The sequence below is a fragment of the Microbacterium sp. Root61 genome (assembly GCF_001427525.1).
Classification (GTDB): domain Bacteria; phylum Actinomycetota; class Actinomycetes; order Actinomycetales; family Microbacteriaceae; genus Microbacterium.
Genome location: NZ_LMGU01000001.1, coordinates 3,475,799 through 3,494,265, shown reverse-complemented (window position 1 = coordinate 3,494,265; position 18,467 = coordinate 3,475,799). Strand labels below are relative to the sequence as shown.

15 protein-coding genes and 1 tRNA gene are annotated in these 18,467 nt (G+C 68.3%); 7 read left to right on the top strand and 9 right to left on the bottom strand.

Going from position 1 to position 18,467, the window contains the following annotated elements; translation table 11 throughout:
• Positions 1-4 precede the first annotated feature (4 nt).
• The 4 genes from ASD65_RS16255 to ASD65_RS16240 form a co-directional block, all read right to left on the bottom strand.
• Positions 5-3,025, bottom strand: a complete 3,021-nt coding sequence (locus ASD65_RS16255; RefSeq protein WP_056224275.1) for a hypothetical protein — start codon at positions 3,023-3,025, stop codon at positions 5-7.
• A 42-nt stretch (positions 3,026-3,067) separates the two neighbouring features.
• Positions 3,068-3,721, bottom strand: coding sequence for a hypothetical protein (locus ASD65_RS19115; protein ID WP_056224273.1), 654 nt, complete (start codon positions 3,719-3,721; stop codon positions 3,068-3,070).
• A 126-nt stretch (positions 3,722-3,847) separates the two neighbouring features.
• Positions 3,848-4,513 carry a response regulator gene (locus ASD65_RS16245; RefSeq protein ID WP_056224271.1) on the bottom strand — a complete coding sequence of 222 codons (666 nt, stop codon included), beginning with the start codon at positions 4,511-4,513 and terminating at the stop codon, positions 3,848-3,850.
• Entirely contained in the window at positions 4,506-5,726 is a 1,221-nt protein-coding gene (locus ASD65_RS16240) for an ATP-binding protein (RefSeq protein WP_056224269.1), read from the bottom strand. The genes ASD65_RS16245 and ASD65_RS16240 overlap by 8 nt, the downstream gene beginning before the upstream one ends.
• Positions 5,727-5,840: 114 nt before the next feature.
• Between ASD65_RS16240 and ASD65_RS16235 the strand changes: the two genes are divergently transcribed.
• Positions 5,841-7,424, top strand: a complete 1,584-nt coding sequence (locus tag ASD65_RS16235) for a PspC domain-containing protein (RefSeq protein ID WP_056224268.1) — start codon at positions 5,841-5,843, stop codon at positions 7,422-7,424.
• A gap of 8 nt (positions 7,425-7,432) precedes the next feature.
• Positions 7,433-7,774, top strand: a complete 342-nt coding sequence (locus tag ASD65_RS16230) for a hypothetical protein (protein WP_056224266.1) — start codon at positions 7,433-7,435, stop codon at positions 7,772-7,774.
• Positions 7,775-7,790: 16 nt separating this feature from the next.
• Here ASD65_RS16230 and ASD65_RS16225 read toward each other — a convergent pair whose 3' ends face one another.
• Together ASD65_RS16225 and ASD65_RS16220 are read right to left on the bottom strand one after the other, a co-directional pair.
• The gene (locus tag ASD65_RS16225; protein ID WP_056224264.1) at positions 7,791-9,212 is read right to left on the bottom strand and encodes a mechanosensitive ion channel domain-containing protein; all 1,422 of its coding nucleotides are present in this window, start codon (positions 9,210-9,212) and stop codon (positions 7,791-7,793) included.
• A gap of 2 nt (positions 9,213-9,214) precedes the next feature.
• Positions 9,215-11,368 (bottom strand): adenylate/guanylate cyclase domain-containing protein, encoded by a 2,154-nt coding sequence (locus tag ASD65_RS16220; protein ID WP_056224263.1) that lies wholly within the window; start codon positions 11,366-11,368, stop codon positions 9,215-9,217.
• Between the two features lie 160 nt (positions 11,369-11,528).
• On the opposite strand from ASD65_RS16220, the gene ASD65_RS16215 reads away from it, so the two are divergent.
• The 3 genes from ASD65_RS16215 (at position 11,529) to ASD65_RS19110 (ending at position 13,499) form a co-directional block, all read left to right on the top strand.
• A complete protein-coding gene (locus tag ASD65_RS16215) occupies positions 11,529-12,521 on the top strand; it encodes a helix-turn-helix transcriptional regulator (protein WP_056224261.1) in 993 nt (330 codons plus the stop codon).
• A 49-nt stretch (positions 12,522-12,570) separates the two neighbouring features.
• Positions 12,571-13,356 carry a hypothetical protein gene (locus ASD65_RS16210; RefSeq protein WP_156378904.1) on the top strand — a complete coding sequence of 262 codons (786 nt, stop codon included), beginning with the start codon at positions 12,571-12,573 and terminating at the stop codon, positions 13,354-13,356.
• A gap of 70 nt (positions 13,357-13,426) precedes the next feature.
• Positions 13,427-13,499: transfer RNA gene (locus ASD65_RS19110), tRNA-Met, on the top strand.
• A 178-nt stretch (positions 13,500-13,677) separates the two neighbouring features.
• Here ASD65_RS19110 and ASD65_RS16205 read toward each other — a convergent pair.
• Both ASD65_RS16205 and ASD65_RS16200 read right to left on the bottom strand, forming a co-directional pair.
• Positions 13,678-14,715: a methionine synthase gene (locus tag ASD65_RS16205; protein ID WP_056225105.1), complete on the bottom strand. Its 1,038-nt coding sequence runs from the start codon at positions 14,713-14,715 to the stop codon at positions 13,678-13,680.
• A gap of 20 nt (positions 14,716-14,735) precedes the next feature.
• Positions 14,736-15,728 carry a DUF1852 domain-containing protein gene (locus ASD65_RS16200; RefSeq protein ID WP_056224257.1) on the bottom strand — a complete coding sequence of 331 codons (993 nt, stop codon included), beginning with the start codon at positions 15,726-15,728 and terminating at the stop codon, positions 14,736-14,738.
• 124 nt (positions 15,729-15,852) lie between these two features.
• On the opposite strand from ASD65_RS16200, the gene ASD65_RS16195 reads away from it, so the two are divergent.
• A complete protein-coding gene (locus ASD65_RS16195; RefSeq protein ID WP_056224254.1) occupies positions 15,853-16,794 on the top strand; it encodes a LysR family transcriptional regulator in 942 nt (313 codons plus the stop codon).
• Positions 16,795-16,925: 131 nt separating this feature from the next.
• Complete coding sequence (locus tag ASD65_RS16190; protein WP_156378903.1) at positions 16,926-17,429, top strand: hypothetical protein; 504 nt, start codon at positions 16,926-16,928, stop codon at positions 17,427-17,429.
• A 35-nt stretch (positions 17,430-17,464) separates the two neighbouring features.
• Here ASD65_RS16190 and ASD65_RS18860 read toward each other — a convergent pair whose 3' ends face one another.
• Positions 17,465-17,968, bottom strand: a complete 504-nt coding sequence (locus tag ASD65_RS18860) for a DUF2510 domain-containing protein (protein ID WP_082561834.1) — start codon at positions 17,966-17,968, stop codon at positions 17,465-17,467.
• Between the last annotated feature and the right edge of the window lie 499 nt (positions 17,969-18,467).

Below are 18,467 nucleotides of genomic sequence, written 5' to 3'. Positions count from 1 at the left end.
TGGCTCACTCCGTGGCGGAGGGAACGGTCGCGCGGCGTCGCCGCGGCAGCGCGAGGAGCGTGCCGACGATGGCGAGCAGGGCGCCGAAGGCTGCCGCGTACCAGGCGGTGGACGCCGGGATGTCGAGGTACACCGTGATGCCGAGGATGCGCGCGAGACCCCACGGCAGCAGCCCGAGCTGGTCGTTCCAGGCGGTGAGCGCGGTCTCCAGTCCGATGGCGGCGACGACCGTGGCCGGCACCGCAAGCCCGGCGCCGACAGCCGCGAGCACTGCACCCGTCGCTCGACGAGCGCCGATCTGCGCGGCCATCGCCCATCCGGCGGCGACGAACACCCAGATGAAGAGGGCGAACGCGACGGCGATGTAGAGCGTGCGGCGGACCGGGTCGGTCCAGAACGCGAACCAGTACCCTCCGGGGCCGGTGAACGACAGGGCAGCGAGCACCAGGATGCAGCGCAGCATGACGACACCGCCGACCGCGGCGATGAGCGGCCACGGCGAACGCCCCCATGCGAAGAAGCGGGCGACGAGGGCGAACACGACCCAGGCGCTGAGGACGACGGCCAGCTGCACGGGCGCGAGGAAGGAGGTCTGCACGGCGCGCGTGATGACCAGCAGGCCCGCCGGAACGATCAGCAGCAGCCAGCGGTCCAGCAGCATCATGCCGAGCGTGGACTCCCGCGCGCGCCAGGGGCGCGTCGAGGCGAGCCACGACGCCCTGGCCGCGGCGGCGCCGGGGCGGCGCACCAGTCGCGTGCGGGCGGCGAGGATGCCGATGAAGACCCAGGCCAGCGCGAGCACGAGCAGCACGCGCGCGATCCAGGCCATCGCCAGGTCGCGGTCGGCACGCTGCACGCCGAGTTCGGCCGCGGTGAGATTCCACGCCGGGTAGTCGATGTTGCCCTGGTAGGTCTCCAGGTGGGCAGCCGCGAGCTTCTCGAACTCCGCGCGGTCGGACGCCCAGGCATCGTGCGCGGCGGTGGAGAGGGTGTCATGCCACTGCGCCTGGTGCAGCACCATGGCACGGTACGAGGAGAGCATGCGCAGCACGTCGACCTCGTAGTCCATGGTCTGGACGAACGCGTCGCGCATCTGCGGGTCGTGCCAGGCCGCGGCATCCGTCGAGGTGACGAGGTCCCGCATGCGCTCGGCGTCCGCGACGGCCTGCTCGCCACCGGCGATCGCCTCGTCCAGCCGGTCCCGCGCGATCGCGTAGATCACGTCGAGTGCGGCGGAGTCGCCGGTGAGGATGTCCCACTCGAAGATCCACATCATCGGCGGCGGCTCGAGACCGATCGCGGCCACCCGCTGGTCGGCGTACGGCTGGATGTAGAGCCCCTGCTCGATCGCCGAGCGCGACAGGGCCATCGCCTCGAGGATCGCCGACACCGTGGCCGGGTCATCCGAGAACCACTCCCGCGCCCAGTCGAGGGTGACCTGCTCGACGTCCGTGTCCGGGTTGCGGGCGAGGGATGCCGCGATCTGCGTGTCGAGTTCGTACAGCTGCCAGAACCCGGCCTTGAGGTACAGGGTCATGGGTCCGGCCCGCCATGGACCGCCGTCCTGGGTCCAGGTCCAGATGCCCTCGATCTTCGGGTTCGCCGCGAGCAGCTCCTGGATCGCCCACTTGTACTGCGACCCCAGGTCGTTCGGGAACGACCCGAACGCCTCGAACTCGCGCCGCGACTGGAATTCGACGATGCGGCGCTGGTCGCCCTGCTCCAGAGTGTCGTTCAGCGGCAGCCAGCTGTAGAAGTCGCCGAGCGTGTATTTGGTCGACACGATGAGCGCCGGAGAGTCGATGCCGCCGAGCACGGCCTCGTACGACGCGGCGCTGGTGTGCATGTCGCCGACCGCGCCGACGCCGACGCTCCACGTGCGGAAGATCACTTCGCGATCGGATGCCTCGGCCTGAGCCGTGAGCGTGGTGAGCATGGTCCGCACGGCATCGACGCTGGTGACGGCCAGCGCCGAGTAGTAGTCCCAGCCCTCGACGTCGTACACCCGGCCGGCCTCGCCGATGCGGATGAGCACGCCGTCGAGCGCGGGCTCCGCCGCGTAGAGCTCGTCCAGACCAGAGGCGTAGACATCCCAGAGCTCGGGGTTCTCTGTGTCGAGCGACCCGAACCGGTTCTCGAGGTACTGCTGGAGCGGGGTGGTCAGGGTGAGCATGTCGGTGCGCAGGAACACCTTCATGCCGAGCTCGTCGGCGCGGTCCCAGAACGGACCGAAGGCCTCGCGCAGGGCGAGTGCCTTGGCGGTGTGGTCGTCGCCTTCGGGGTACACCGGGCCGTCCGGCGCATCCGCGAACGTCGTGTACTCGACGAATCCGGGCCAGGCCAGGGCGTTGTACCCGTTCGCGAGGGAGTGCCGGACGAACTCGTCGAAGTCCGCATACGCGTCGGCGAGCGCGGCTTGATCGATGTACGGGGCTTCGGGCAGCAGGACGTCGGTGAACGCCTTCGACGCGTGCGAGTAGTCGGTACCGTCCTCCCACTCCGCCGGGTCGGGGTCCACGCCGACGGCGCCGAGGTCGACCATGCGGAACGGGAGACGCGAGGTGACCTCGGCGCCGAGCGACTCGGTGATCGAGCGACCGCCGCGCACAGCGGCGGCGAGGTCGTAGATGCCGCGCACGGCTCCGGCTTCGCCCGCGGCATCGATGCGCAGCGCGGTCGACGTGCCGGTCAAGGAATACGCCTCGTCCGCCGCGGCGCCCTCGCCGACGACGACGGTCAGGGATGCCTCGCCCGCACGCGCCGGGGCGGCGGCCGTGGCATCCATCAGCTCTTCGAGTGCCACGTCGTATCGCGGGCCCGTGGGCACCTCGACGGTGGTGAAGCGGGGCGGGGCGACGGCGGGCGCCACCGCGGGAACGACCGCCGCGGGTTCGCCCATCGTCTCGGCCGGTTCGGCGGTGATGCCGAGTGCATCGCTGACGACGACTCCGAGCCCGACGCTCAAGGCGATCAGCACGAGGGCGGTCGCGACGGCGAGAACTCCCCGCCGTGTCGCCGTCGCCATGGTGCAACGTTAGTGGAGCGCGCGGCCCGCCTCCGTCACACCTCAGGGCTCGGGGGTCGGTGTGGGCGTCGGCCCGAACAGCGTCCACTCGCCCGCGGTGCATTCGTAGAACTGCAGCAGCGTCGTGTCGATGTAGACATCGCCGTCCGATTGGCAGGTCTCCGACTCCGGCGCTCCGACGCCGAGGCTCAGCTGCGTGCCCGCCTCGCCCGGTGCACCTGAGGCACCCGGAGCACCCGACGCACCCGGAGCACCTGCGGCCCCGGCCTCACCGGTCGCCCCGGTGAGGTTGGCGGCCGCGGACTGGCGGATGTTGCCGGCGAGCACCCACTCGCTGTCCCGGAAGACGTACACGTCGCTCGTCGAGATGTCGATGTACACCTCTCCGGCGTAGCCCTTGCCCGCTTCAGGAACGCCCGAGCCCGCCCGCACCGCGGCCCCCGCCGGCAGGATCTCCTCCAGGGCGGCTTCGTAGTCGATCTCCGCCGAAGGCGTGGGCGTCGACGCGACGGACGCTACAGGTTCGGCCTCGTCCATGGACCGCGCCAGCGAGGCACCGAGGAAGGAGGCGACGAACGACAGCAGAACCACACCGACACCGGTCCAGATGATGGCCGCGAGACCGATGCCTTTGGACTTGGGCGGCTCGACCGGCGCGGTCTGGGGAGTCATCGGCTGCGTCTGGTCGTCGCTCATGGGGTGCCTCTCGTCTGCGCTCCGCCGATCGGCGTCGGGAGCGTCCTGACCGAAACCGTAGTGCGCGACTGGGCGGGACCCCTCACCCGGAGCGGATGATCTCGTCGGCCTCCGGATGCCCCTCGGCTACAGCAGCCGCCGCGCGGTGGCCCAGGCGGTGAGCTCGTGGCGGGAGGACAGCTGAAGCTTGCGCAGCACCGCCGACACGTGCGTCTCAACGGTCTTGATCGAGATGAAGAGATCGGCGGCCACCTCCTTGTAGGAGTATCCGCGGGCGATCAGCCGCATGACCTCCTGCTCGCGCGCCGACAGGCGGTCCAGCTCGTCGGTGGCGACGGCCGTCTCCCCCGCGACCGCGCCGAAGGCATCGAGCACGAAGCCCGCCAGCCGCGGCGAGAACACGGCATCGCCGCCGGCGACCGCGTGCACGGCGCGGCTCACGTCCGCACCAGAGGAGCCCTTCGTGATGTAGCCGCGCGCCCCGGCGCGGATGACGCGCACGACGTCTTCTGCGGCATCCGAGACGCTGAGCGCGAGGAAGCGGGTCTGCGGCGCGCGGGCTCCCGTGGCCCGGAGTACGGCCTCGCCTCCCGTGGGGGCGGCGCCCTCCGCACCCGGAAGATGCACATCCAGCAGCACGACGTCGGGCTGATGCTCCTCGATCATGCGGACGGCGGATGCCACGTCCTCCGCCTCCGCGACGACCTGCACCGACGCATCCAGGTCGGCGCGCAGGCCGGAGCGGAAGATGGAGTGATCGTCGACGATCACCACGCGCACCAGATCACCCATGTGCGCCGTCCGCTCGCTCGAATCGCAGGTGGACCTGCGTGCCGGCGCCGCCCACGCCGGGGCCGACCGTCGCCGACCCGCCGACCCGCCGCATCCGTCCGATGATCGACTGCCGCACCCCGAGTCGGTCGCCCGGCACCTCGGCGAGATCGAAGCCCGGACCCCGATCGCGCACGTATACATCGACCGTGGCACCGGCGCCTTCGATGTACACGGATACCTCGCCGCCGGCATGGCGGGAGGCGTTGAGCATCGCCTCGCGGGCGGCTGCGGCCACCTCGCCGCTCGCCCGCTCGGTGGAGGTGCCGGCCGAGACGACCTCGATGTGCACGGGATAGTCCAGCTCGAGGGCGGCCGCGTAGTCACGGAGGTCGGTGGCCAGGTCGCTGTCGGCGGGAGTGTCGCCGTCGAAGAGCCAGCTGCGCAGTTCGCGCTCCTGCGCGCGGGCGAGGCGGGCGACCTCGCTCGACGCCCCGGCACGGTTCTGGATGAGCGCGAGCGTCTGCAGCACGGAGTCGTGCAGATGGGCGGCCATCTCGCTGCGCTGCTCCTCGCGGATGCGGCGCACCCGCTCGCGCGACAGGTCGCGCAGCTTGTCGATCAAGGTGGAGGAGTAGACGGCCGCGATGCCGAGCAGGGTGAAGATGGCGGCGAAGAAGGCCAGCCAGGGGGCGCCGCGGAAGCTCGTCAACAGGGCCAGGAGGACCACCGCCAGGACGATGGTCACGACGACGCGGATCGCCCGCTCGTGCCGCAGCCCCCGCGAGGGATCACGCCGGTCGATGAGCGTGGCCCACAGGCCGGCGCCGACGGCGCACGAGACCGTGACGACGTTCGCGGCGAGCCACGACGGCGAATCGCCGCTGTCGATTCCGATCGCTCCGAACATGACCACGGCGCTGATCGCGGCGACCGTGGCGAGAATCCAGGCGACGGGCGCGCGATGGGTGGTCGGCTGGTCGACGGCGACGGTCGGGTCGGACTCGACGACCGGCATCAGCGCCCAGAACCAGAGGTAGAGCAGGACGCCCGCGCCCCAGAAGAAGCTCAGCACGACGAAGAGGGCGCGCACCGCGGGCCGCGACCAGCGCAGGTGCGCGGCCAGCCCCTCCGCCACGCCGGTGACGAGCACCGCACGCGGACGCCGCAGCGCGGGGCGCGGCATCCGCTCGGCATCGGGCGCGACGGCTACGGCGTCGGCGGTGGTCGTCATGCTCACATCCAATCACCCTCGCTCCCCCGACCAGGGGGGACGGGGCTCAGGATCAGGGACGGATCAGGGTTTCACCCCATAGCGACGCTCGAGCGGCGCCGCCAGGCTGGATCCATGACCGATACGACGTCCCCGTTTCTCACCGACCCCGGTCCGCCGCCCTCGGCGCCGGCGGGGATGCCGCACCCCGAGAACCGCTTCTTCGCGTGGATCCGGAGCCTGGGCATCCCCCGCACCCGCGGCTGGCTCGGCGGTGTGTGCAGCGGGATCGCCGCGCGCATCGGAATCGACCCCCTCATCGTGCGGGGCATCTTCGTGGTGGCGGCCCTCATCGGCTTCCCCGCACTGCTGATCTACGCGATCGCCTGGGCACTGCTGCCGGACCTGAACGGCCGGATCCCGCTGCAGCAGCTCGGCCGCGGCGTGTTCGAGCCGTCGCTCGTCGCGATCGCGATCATGGCCCTCGTCAGCTTCGTGCCGGTCGTGCCCTGGATGTGGGCGGTACTCGGATGGCCGTTCCAATACATGGGCGACGGTGCGTGGAGCACGATGGGATGGGCGGTGTCCGGGCCGATCGCGGTCCTCAACACCTTGTTCACGGTGCTGGCCGTGCTCGGCGCGATCGGCCTCGTCGTGTGGCTCGTGGTGCGCGCCGCCAAGACCCCCCGGGGCGGGACTGTGTTGGATCCGCAGACGGCTTCCGCGGACCCCGCCGCCCCGGGGCCGTTCCCCGACACCGAAGCGGGCCCCGCGGCTGCCTGGGTCGCCGAATCCGTGCCGGTCGCTGCACCGCTGCCGGTGGCCGAGCCGTCCGCGCCCGTGGCCGCTCCCACGGACGCCTCGGCCGACGAGCTCGCGGCCTGGCGGGTCCGGCACGAGGCATGGCGGGTGGAGCACGAGGCGTGGCGTCGCCAGCAGGCGGATGCGGATGCCGCGGCACGCGAGCAGTCCCGCCGTGAACGCGAGACAGCCAGCGCCGCCTTCGCCGCGGAGTCGGCCGAGCGCCGTCGCGTACGACGCGCGACCAAACCGCGGGCCAGTGCTGTGGCCGTCCTCGCCATCGTCGGAACAGCACTGATCACGGGCGCCCTGACGACGCTCGTCGTGGCGGAGCCCGCCGGGGTCGTGAGCGCCGCGACGGCCGGGCTCCTGGCCGCGGCGATCGTCTGCGCAACCGGGATGGTCGTGGTCGGCCTGCTCCGTCGGCGCAGCGGCTTCCTCGCGTTCGTCACCATCCTCTTCCTCGGCGTGGGTGTGATCACCGGCGTGACGACGACGACCAGCACGCTGCTGTGGCCCGGCGCATCCCTGTCGACGGTGAGCACGGCGGACCAGCGATTCATCCAGCCGTTCGGCGACACGTCGATCTCGATCTCACCCCTGAGCGATGAGAACATCACGACGGGAGCCATCGTGCTGCGCAAGGGCACCGGGCCGACCACGATCGAGGTCTGGCCCGGCACCGAGCTCGACCTGGATGCGAGGCTCGCCAACAGCGGGACCGTCTCGTTCACGCGTGTCGACTTCAACGACGGCGCAGCGATCAGCGACGGCGACGTCGCCCCCGATCGACTCGAGGACGGGCTGCGCAGCTACAGCTGGCAGATGCCGAATCGGCGCGGCGACGAATCGCTGACGACGGTGCCGATCACCATCGAGCAGGCCGGCAACGTGCACGTCATCATCTACGAGCAGTGAGGCACGACATGGACACCCCCGACACGTTCGACACCACCCCTACACTCGAGATCCCGGATGCCGCGACCACATGGTCGACGGCACCGGTAGTACCCGAGCCGCTCCCCCGCCCCCGGATCCGGTGGGCCGCCGTCATCTGGGGCATCGTCCTGGGCGCGATCGCGGCCGGCGCGTTCTGGATCGTCATCGATCCCGACCGCGGCGCGGCGGTCGGCGATTGGCTGACGAGCCTGACCGCGCTCTCGACGGTCTCCTACTCGATCCTCGCGATCGGCGGACTGGCCCTGGTCACCGGGCTGGTCGGACTCGCCCGACGCGCGCAGCGCCATGCCGAGGCATCCGCTCGCTGACAGGCAGGCCTTCGGGTCAGCCGCCGCCGAGCGAGCCGCGCACGATCCCTGCCGCGGCGAGCGCCTCGGCAGCGAGCTTGCGCTTCAACTCGATCGACTCGCCGATCTCGCGGGCGAGCAGCGGGCGTGCGCGCACGAGGGCGTCAATCGTCTCCAACGGCACGATGAGCACGGTCGTGACCGTCGCGGCGACCGCCACGGTGAGCGTCGGCTCACGCGTCAGGGCCGTCTGACCGATGTAGTCGCCCACCTCCGCGACGCCGAAGTCGATCCGGCCACCGCCGGCCTCGACCGCGACGCGGACCGATCCTTCGGCGATGAACAGGATCTCGGAGGGCACCACACCGGACCGCAGGACGACCTCGCCCATCCCGAACCGCTCGAGGCGCGCGGTCGCGAGCACTGCCTCCCGCTCGCCGTCGCCGAGATGGAGGGTCGGCCCGACCACATCGACGGCACGTTCGAGGCGCCCCGGCTCGGCGATCGGGTCGGTCGAGTCTCCGTCGAGCGCGAGCCCGCGCCGGCGTGCGGCGTACCAGAGCCACGCGAGATACAGGCTCATCGCCTGTTGCACCACGGCCGGGCCCTGCACGGGCAGGGTCACCGAGTACGCGCCGGCGCCCAGGTAGTCCGCGGACGCGCGCTCACCCCTCGCCCGCATCGGCAGCGAATCGGCGACCTCGATCAGGAGCGCGATGACCTCGTGCGGCGGATCGTCGGTCGTGAACTTGAGCGACGTCGACGTGAAGAAGGGACCGTCGGGCTGACTCATGTTGGTGAAGGATGCGCCGGACAGCGTCGAGTTCGGGACGATCTGGATGCCCGACCCCGTGTCGATGTGCACAGCGCGCCAGTTCACCTCGATCACGCGCCCCTGCACGCTGCCGATATCCAGCCAGTCGCCGATCTTGAACGGCTGCTCGAACAGGAGGAGCAGACCGGAGATCACGCCACCGACCGCGTTCTGCAGGGCGAGGCCGATCACGATCGATGTGACGCCCAGCGCAGCGATCAGGCCACCGACATCCGCCTCCCACACCCAGCTGAACAGCAGCGCCAGGCCGACGACCACCAGGACGAGTCGGGCGATCTCCACGAAGATCGAAGGAATCCGCTTGCGCCACGATCCCTCCTTCGCGTTGGCGAAGAGTGCCACATTGAAGGCGCTGAGCAGCAGCAGGATGACGAGGAACCCGAGGATCGTCGCCACGACGCGGGGCCAGACGTTGTCGGCGTCCGAGCGGAGGGCGAAGGCGAGCAGCGCGAAGAGCGCGGCGAACGGGATCACCCAGTTGCGCAGCAGCCGCAGTGGCCCGGCCGCGGGATTGCCCCGCCGGGTCATCGCGCCGATCAGCTCAGTCAGAACGACGAGGAGGATCGGAACCCCGATGGCGATCGCGAGCGCCCACCAGAGCCACGCTTCGGACAGGATCTCCATGGCTACTCGACCCGCCACACCGTCTGGGTCTTGCCCTGCAGCTCGACCGTGCCGGCTTCGGCGAACACGACCGAGTCCTGCATACGGTCACGCACCGACTGGCTCACGAAGATGCCCGGCTGGCCGGTCACCGAGCGGACCCGGTAGGCGAGGCTCACGGCATCCCCCCACAGGTCGTAGGCGAGACTCGTCCGCGCGACCAGGCCGCTCGTCACCGTGCCGGTGTCGACGCCGGCGCGAAGGTCGAGCGATGTGCCGTTCTGCGAGTTGAAGCGCTGCACGACCGCGCGCATCTCGCGGGCGAAATCGACCGCGCGCCGCACGTTGTCCACCCGCGGCACGATGAGTCCGGAGCTGGCGAGGTAGCCGCCGCGGAGGCTGCGGACCTTCTCCACCCCGGTCTTGGTCGCGGCCTCGTCGAACCCGCGCATCAGGATGTTGAGCTGCGCGATCTCCTGGTCGCTGGTCAGCGCATCGGCGAACTCGTCGAACCCGACAAGCTCGGCGAAGACGACCGACACGTTCTGGTGGTCTTCGGCGATGGTCTCCTCGCCTTGCCGATACCGCTCCGCAACGGTTTCCGGCATGAGGGTGTGCATCAGCTTCTCGTTCTCGACGCGTTGATCGTCGATGAGGTCCTGTTTCAGGCGCAGGCTGGCGGCCATGTCGTTGAAGGCCACGCCCAGGTCGCCGAACTCGTCCCGTGAGCCCTGCGGCACCTGCACCGCGAGGTCGCCCCCGGCGACGCGCCGCACCGCATCCACGAGCTGTTTGACCGGCCGCGTGAACACCTGCGCCAGCACGAGGGAGAGCAGGCTCACGCCGAGGAGGATGGCGACCATCGAGAGCACGAGGTTGCGCGTGAAGTCGGTCACCGGGGCGAATGCCTCGCCTGATTCGATGCGGGCGACGGCCACCCAATCCAGGCCGTCGATCTGGAGCGGCGTGTAGGCCGTGATGCTCTCACCGCCGATGTAGTCCTGCGAGATCGACGTTCCGGTCTTGCCGAGGATCGCCTGCTGCGCCGAGTACTTGTCCACGGGCTGCAGCAGGACGGTGCCGTTCACCTCCATGATCCGCTCGGCGGTGGTGGGCGAGGTCCCGTCGGCGACGACCTTCTTCGCGTAGGTGTCCGGATGCTGGATGAGCTCGCGGGAGCTGCTGCGCATCAGTCCGTCGCGACCGGCGAGATACACCTCACCCGTGTTGCCGAGGCCCTGCTGCTTCCACTGATCCGAACCGGTCATCGTGTTGTTGATAGCGGCGATCGGGATCTGCGCGGCCATGACGCCGGTGATGCCGGAGTCATTGCCGACCGGCGACACGACCCAGAGCGTCGGCATCCCGAGCGACGGTGTCCACCGTTCGAAGTCGGTGGTCTGAAGGGAGTTAACCGAGTTGGTCGCGATCGTCGCGCGATACGCGTCGGCGAGGAGGCTGTCACGGTACGGTCCCGTGTTGAGGTTCGTGCCGAGGTCCACGCCCTTGTACGCGGAGTAGACGACGTCGCCGTCGAGATTCATCATCAACAGGTCTTCATAGCCCACGGTCTGCACGAGACGGGTGAGGTAGTCGCCGTACTGCTCCGCAGCCGCCGAGTACGGCGTGCCGTCGTTTCCGTCGTTGGTCACGAGCGCCGTATCGAAGTCCGACATCTGCGCGGTGAAGTGGTACTGCGCCCAGCGGCCGGCGTTGGACTCGGGGATGAAGGCCGTGTCGCCGTACTCGTCGCCGGTGCGCGCCTCGAGATCAGGAATGAAGGTGTCGACGTAGTACGACTCGAGCTCCGCTGCCTGGTCGGGAGTCAGCTCCCGCGTCTGCAGTTCGTCCCAGCCGGCGTTGAGCGCCTTGGAAGCGGTCTGCGCGCTCAAGTTGCGCGAATCGAGCGTGACGCCACGCTGCATCCCGGCCATCACGCTTTCGATCTCATACGCTCGCAGCTCGCGGATCGTCGTGAGCTGATCGATAGCCGCCGCCTGCAGCGATTGGCGACCGCTCACGAAGCCGATGGCTCCGACGATCAGCGAGGAGACCAGACTCACACCCAGCAGCATGATGAGCAGCTTCGATTGGATGCTGAGCCCGGCGCGGCGAGGTCGTTTCGGAGGCGAGGATACGAGCGCAGGCTCGATCGTCGTCGTGTCTGCGTCTGGCACTAACTGCCCCTTTGGTCGACTCGTTCGTCACTCTAGCCACAACTGCACCGGGAGCGCTGCCCCCCAAATGGCTGTCTTCCTGGGGTATTCCTCCGGGATCCGGGATCGCGCCCGCCGATCGCGGACATGAACGGTCCTGATATCACGCCAGAATCGACACATGTCCGACACCACGACGCGTGCGCTCTCGCTCCTGAACCTGCTGCAGACGCACCGTCACTGGCCCGGCTCGGAGCTCGCCGTCCGACTCGGGGTCACCGAGCGCACGGTGCGCCGCGACGTCGAGCGGCTGCGCGAGCTGGGCTACCGCATCGAGTCCGCACCCGGGGTCGCGGGAGGGTATCGACTCGAAGCGGGCACCGCTGTGCCTCCGCTGCTGTTGACCGATGAGGAAGCCGTCGCGATGGCGATCGGGCTGCGTGCCGCGGCGACCCAGCGGCTCGTGGGCGGCCCCGAGACGACGCTGACTGCGTTGGCGAAGCTCGAACAGGTACTCCCCGCGGATTTGCGACGACGCGTCGCCGCGCTGGCCGAAGTGGTTCAGCCGATCGGCGTCGGGCGCGGCAGCGCGGTGTCCCCCGACATCCTCGGCGACCTCGCCCTGGCGATCCGCGATCACGAGCGCATCCGTTTCACGTACACCTCGGGAGCGGATGCCACGACCACACGCCGGGTCGAACCTCACACTCTCGCGCCCGCCGACCGGCACTGGTATCTGCTGTGCTGGGACCTCGACCGGGAGGACTGGCGTACGTTCCGTGTCGATCGGCTGACCGAGGTGTTCCACACCCGCGTGCTCTTCGAGCCCCGCGCGTTGACCCCTGAAGAGGTGGACGAGCTCTTCCTGGGGGTGGCTTCGTGGACCCCTCGGGCGGTCGCGACCGATGTCGTGATGGAGCTGCCGATCGCCGCCATGCGCGAGCACTTCGGCGAGTGGTCGCAGGGCTCCGAAGCCGAGGACGCCGATCGCACCCGATGGCCGATCGGCGGTCGCGACATCCGCGAGACGATGTACGGGCTGTCGTACATCCCGGAGGGCGTCGAGTTCACGACCGACCTCGCCGATCCGGACCGCACCGAACTGCGCGAGATCCTGTCGCGCATGGTGCGAGCACTGGATGCCCCGCCTCCGCCGGACCGCCGGTCCGCCTGATTCCGAACCGCCCGTGCGGAGGGGGCATCCAGGATCCAAGATGGTCCCCATGGACGAGCAGACTGCCGAAGAGCTCCGGGCGCTGCGTGCCAGGGCTTACGGCCCCGAGGCGGATATCGCCGACGACCGCGATGCGCTGCGCCGGCTGCAGGAGCTGGAGGCGGCCTCGCAGCCTGCGGTGCTGGACGTCGAGGAAGTACCGGCGGCTGTTGCTCCGGTCGGCGTCGATTCAGGAGAGCCGGATGCTGTCGAGCCAGAGGCGTCGCAGCCCGGGCTTGCGGAGGAGGAGCCTGCCCCCGCAGACGCGACTCCCTCCGACGATACGCGCTCGACGTGGTGGAGCCCGCGCCGGGTGGCCGCCGCGTGGATCGCCTCCCTGGTGGTCGCGATCGTGGTGGCCTCGTTGGTCTCGTGGGCCGTGACGCGGCGAGTGCAGGCCGACCCGTTGGAGGTGGCGGTGCTCGGAGCCATCCCGGGCAAGGCGCTGCCGGGGTTCATCGGCGGCCAGCAGGATGTCGAGGGCAGCGTGCATGCCGACTTCTACGGCCTCACTCCCGTGTCGATCACCGGAGCGAGCTGGATGCCGGCCTCCGCCAACGATTCCTGCCTCTACGTCGTGCCCACCCCCGCGATCGACTCCGACTCGGACGCCATCTCCGGTCCGATGTACGTCGGGTGCGGCGCCGGCCCCTTCCCGGCGAGCGCCGAGTTCATCGTGACCGCCGACTCACCGGCTGAGCTCCGCGAGGTCTTCCCGATCGGGACGGCGTTCCAGTTCGTGCTCGAGGAGCACGACGTCGTCGTCCTCCGCGCCGAGGTGGCGCCGTCGTCATGAACCGTCGCATCACGAAACGTTCGGCAACTCGTTGTGCGGATGTCACCGCCCCCGGTTAGCGTCGAGTCATCGCGGCGATCCGGGTGGTCCCGGGCTCCGGTTCATACCCGGCAGTTGTGTGGGTTCGACTCCCGCCGTCGCGTCTATGTTGAAGGGGCCGCGATCCCAGTGTTTTCAATGGGGTCGACGGCGGCTTTCCCCCGGAACAGCATGGGACTGCAGTCCTGACGATAGGGCCTGGCGGCTCTCTTCGATGCTGGCCGAGTCGATCGGATGCGTGGCCAGCTTCGCTACCCCGTGCCCGCGCAAGGAGGCGCATCGTCAGCGCTGTGCGGCCGCGATCTCCTCGCGAACGATGTCCGCGCCCGCACTGAGCGCGCTCAGCTTCCCGAGTGCGACGTCACGAGGCAGCGGCGCCATGCCGCAGTTCGTGCTCGGGATGAGCTTGTCCGCGTCGACGAACCTGAGCGCGTTGCGGAGGGTGTCGGCGACCTCCGCCGGGGTCTCGATCGTCTCGCTCGCCACGTCGATCGCCCCGAGCATGACCTTCTTGCCACGAATGAGCTCGATGAGGTCCATCGGAACATGGGAGTGCTGAGACTCCAGCGAGACGGTGTCGATGATGGAGCGCTGCAGAAGCGGGAACGTCTGCTCGTACTGCCGCCACTCCGCCCCGAGGGTTGCCTTCCAGTCGGTGTTCGCCTTGATCCCGTAGCCGTAGCAGATGTGCACGACGGTTTCCGCGCGCAGTCCCTCTGCCGCTCTTTCCAGGGTCGCCACCCCCCAGTCCTGCACCTCATCGAAGAAGACGTTGAACGAGGGCTCGTCGAACTGGATGATGTCGACTCCCGCAGCCTCGAGCTCCTTCGCCTCCTCATTGAGGATCGTCGCGAACTCCCACGCCAGCTTCTCGCGGCTCTTGTAGTGCCGGTCGTAAAGCGTGTCGATCATCGTCATCGGACCCGGGAGTGCCCACTTGATCGGCTGATCGGTCTGCTGGCGGAGGAATTTCGCGTCCTCGACGAACACGGACTGCTCGCGGCTCACGGCACCGACGACGGTCGGCACGCTCGCGTCATACCGGTTGCGGATTCGAACCGTCTCGCGCTGCTCGAAGTCGACGCCGCTGAGGTGCTCGATGAACGTCGTGACGAAGTGCTGGCGGGTCTGCTCCCCGTCACTGATGATGTCGATGCCGCGCCGGCGCTGCTCTTGGACTGCGATGCGGAGCGCATCCTGCTTTCCCTCGACCAACGCATCACCCTCCAGCTTCCACGGAGACCAGAGGGTCTCCGGCTCGGCGAGCCACGACGGCTTCGGCAGACTGCCGACGATGGAGGTGGGCAGGAGCGAGTTCATGATCGACGATTCTCCGCTGGTCATCGGACGGGCGTGGGGTAGGTGGCGGCCCACTGCTCCAGGACCTTCTTGTGGGGCTTCATGAAGTGTTCCTCCGTGTACTTCCCCTGCTTCGTCGCCAGCTGATTGCGCTCGACGCGGTCGTAGGCGATCTGCGTGCGCGAGTAGTCCTGCTGCTCCAGGCTCGGTCGGTAGACACTCGGTGCGGCCGAGTTCGCGTTGTAGATCTCCGGGCGGTAGATCTTCTGGAACGTCTCCATCGTGCTGATCGTCCCGCTGAGCTGCAGATCGGAGTAGTCGCCCAGCAGATCACCGCGGAAGTAGAACGCGAGCGGCGCGACGCCGCCGGGTGGCATGAAGTATCGCACCTGCAGCCCCATCCGCCCGAAGTACTCGTCGGTCAGGGAGTAGTCATCCTGCTGATACTCGACACCGAGGACCGGGTGGCGGGTCTCGGTGCGGGTGTAGGTCTTGCTCGTCGAAACACTGATGCAGATCACGGGCGACGTCAGGAACCGCTCCTGGTACGCCGGAGAATCGAGGAAGTGCTGGAACAGCTTGCCGTGCAGATCGCCGAAGTCATCGGGAACGGTGAACTTCCCCGCCGCCTCGGTGGCGGCCGGTAGCAGCACGCTGAAGTCGAAATCGCGGACATACGACGAGAAGTTGTTCCCTACGATCCCGTGGCTGCGTTCGCCGGTCCGCCTGTCGACGATCTGAATGTCGAGCACCTCGAGAAGCGGGAACTCCTGATCCTCGCCTCCCGCGGTGAACTCCAGTTCGACCGAGACGATTTCGAGCTCCACGCCGTAGCGGTCCCTGTTCGGGTTGTCTCCGTGCGCAAGCTCGTTGAATCGGCGGTCGATCATCGCCAGGGCGTTGCGGAGGTTCTGCTGACGGTGCTCGCCTCGGGCCAGATTCGCGAAGTTCGTGGTGATCCGAGAGCTGTCAGACGGTGCGTAGTCCTCGTCGAAGCGGGTAGTGGTGATGTTGAACGTGAACTCGTTCGCCATGAGTGGCCAATCTGGTGGCTGATCGGCCGGGCTCGGCCTTGCGGAAGTCTGTACAGCCATCGTGCAGGCGCAGTGCGACTATCGGGTAACTCGACCTGACTATGCCTTGATATAGGCTCTGCCTATGGCTCGGGGATCAGGCGGGATCACACTGCAACAGCTCCACTACTTCATCGAGGTCGCCGCGGAGGGGTCGATCAGCGCCGCGGCAGACCTGCTCTATGTCTCCCAGCCGACCATGTCGGCAGCGATGAAGGACCTCGAGACCCGGGTGGGCCACGCCCTCCTCCTCCGCTCGGCACGCGGGGTGACGCTCACCGCCGACGGTGCAGAGTTTCTGGGGTATGCGCGGCAGGTCACCGAGCAGGTGGCGCTCCTAGAGCAGCGCTATCTCGGCCGGCCGCCGTCGCGACGCCTGCTCGGAGTGTCGGCGCAGCACTACTCGTTCGTCGTCGACGCGTTCGTCCGGATGGTGAAGAGCAGTGGCGCGGCCGAATACGAGTTCTCGCTGCGTGAGACGCGGACATGGGACATCATCGAGGATGTCCGGACGCTCCGCAGCGAGCTCGGCATCCTTTATCGCAATGACTTCAACCGGAACGTCATCGACAAACTGCTCCGCGACTCCGGGCTCACGTTCCGCCCGCTCTTCCTCGCTGAGCCGCACATCTTCATCTCCCGGAAGAACCCACTCGCCTCTCGAGATCGTGTCACCCTCGCCGATCTCGCCGACGTGCCGCGGCTGACCTTCGATCAGGGGGCGAACAACTCGTTCTATTTCGCCGAGGAGATCCTCTCCACCCTCTCGAGCCCGCAGGAGATCCGGGTTTCCGACCGCGCTACCATCTTCAACCTCATGATCGGACTCGACGGCTACACGATCTCGACGGGCATCATCAGCGACGACCTCGATCCCGCGATCGTCGCCATCCCGCTCGACGTCGACGAACGCATCGAGATCGGTTGGATCGGCCATTCCGTGATCCCACTCACCGAGCAGGCGCAGCGTTACCTCACTGAACTGCGTGCTGTCGTGGCCGGTTTCGGTGTGGCGCTGCTCGGCTAGCCCCCAACGCACGGATCGCCTCCCACAGAGGTATCAGCATCCCTCCCCTGCTGCTCCTCCCTTCCGAACAGCCGACCACTATGCCGGCTCAAGGGACGGAGAGTGTCATGTCGGCGATCACAGGAATCCTCGTGCAGATCATCACGGGGGACGTCGAGAACGCGGGTACCGACGGCAGGGTCTATCTGGGCTTGGGTGGTAGGGAGTTCCGGCTTGACAGCGAAGCCGACGACTACGAGCGCGGCTCATGGCGCGAGTATGTGCTCGGGCGCGGTCCGAAGGAGCCTGACCTGCCGAGTCCGCAGGTGCGCGTCGAATGGCCAGAGTTCAACGACCCACGGGTGGGATTCGCGATCGACACCGTGAACATCATGAAGAGCCCCGTCTATCTTCGGTTCGAACCCGAGGGAGACAGTCCAAACTGGAACGTGAAGACCGTGTTCGCGCTCGTCTACATCGGCAAGAGCACCTTCTACATGTACTTCACCACGCCGCCAGGTTTCGACAACCTCTGGATGGGCGACCCGATGGGCAAGATCGTCTATCTGACCGACTTCTGGCGCCCGGAGCGCAAGCGGGAGCTGCCCGACAGCATCGGCGCGCACATCCCTTCCGCCCAGCCTGCGGGGCAGTGAACCGGGATCGAGATCACTACAGCGCGGGCATCTCGCTACTCGATGGTGCCGCCTACGAGCGTGACCACGATCGGTCCCGCCACGAGAGCTGCGTTGATCACGATCACTCCGAGGCCTAGACCGAGCACCGTCCGGCGTGCGCGGACGGGGACCGTTTCCTCCTGCGTCACGGCAATCGCCACGACCGCGAGCACTGCGGCGAACACGCTGGCCAGCACGCTCATGAACCAGGCCGAGAACGTCGCCATCCCCTCGATCGGGTTGCTGAGCGCAATCACCACCGCAAACCACAGCAGGAGGCCCGCTACCGCAGTCGGCAGAGCAGAGACCGCGAGCAGGACAATCCCCGGAACAAGGCGCCCCCTGTTTCCTCTACTCCCAGCGGACGTCTGGGAAACGGAATCAGACGCATAGCCGTGCGATCCGTAGACGTGGTCGGACCAAGCTCGACCATCCCACCAACGCAGGTCGAAGCGCCCGGTCGGATCGGGAAACCACCCAGCAACAAGGACCGCGGCCAATGCATCGGGCTGAGACACAAGATCACGCTACCGAGCTTCGACCGCGGCGGAGCAACGATTGAGTATCCTTGCGAGCCTTCCTGAATCTTCCTCGGCCTAGGTAAGACGTTCCCACAGAGTGATCAGTGCTTCATTCGTTCCTGGCGCACCCAAGCCGCCCAGCGATACCGCATTCAGGAGGACCGCCCCAAGGGCGCCATTCGGACGCCTATGGGCGGGGCATGGTTCTTGGATGGCGAGCCGGCTGCGACTCCCCCAGAGGATCTGCCACGGATAGTGTTGGCATCCAGTCGTCCACGGAGCGACGTACTGGCGAGACCGCTGCGGGGAGGGGAAAGATGCAGACGGGGAGCCTGGTTGTTGCTGCCGCCGTGGGTCTGCTGACGGCGCTCATCTTCTCGGCTCTCCACCTACGAGCTCGTCGATGGAGGCGGACGTTGTGGTTGGCGATGACCGCACAAGGCTCTCGCGACACCGCCGCGGTCGGGCTGCTCACGGAAGGCTCGTTCGCCGCACC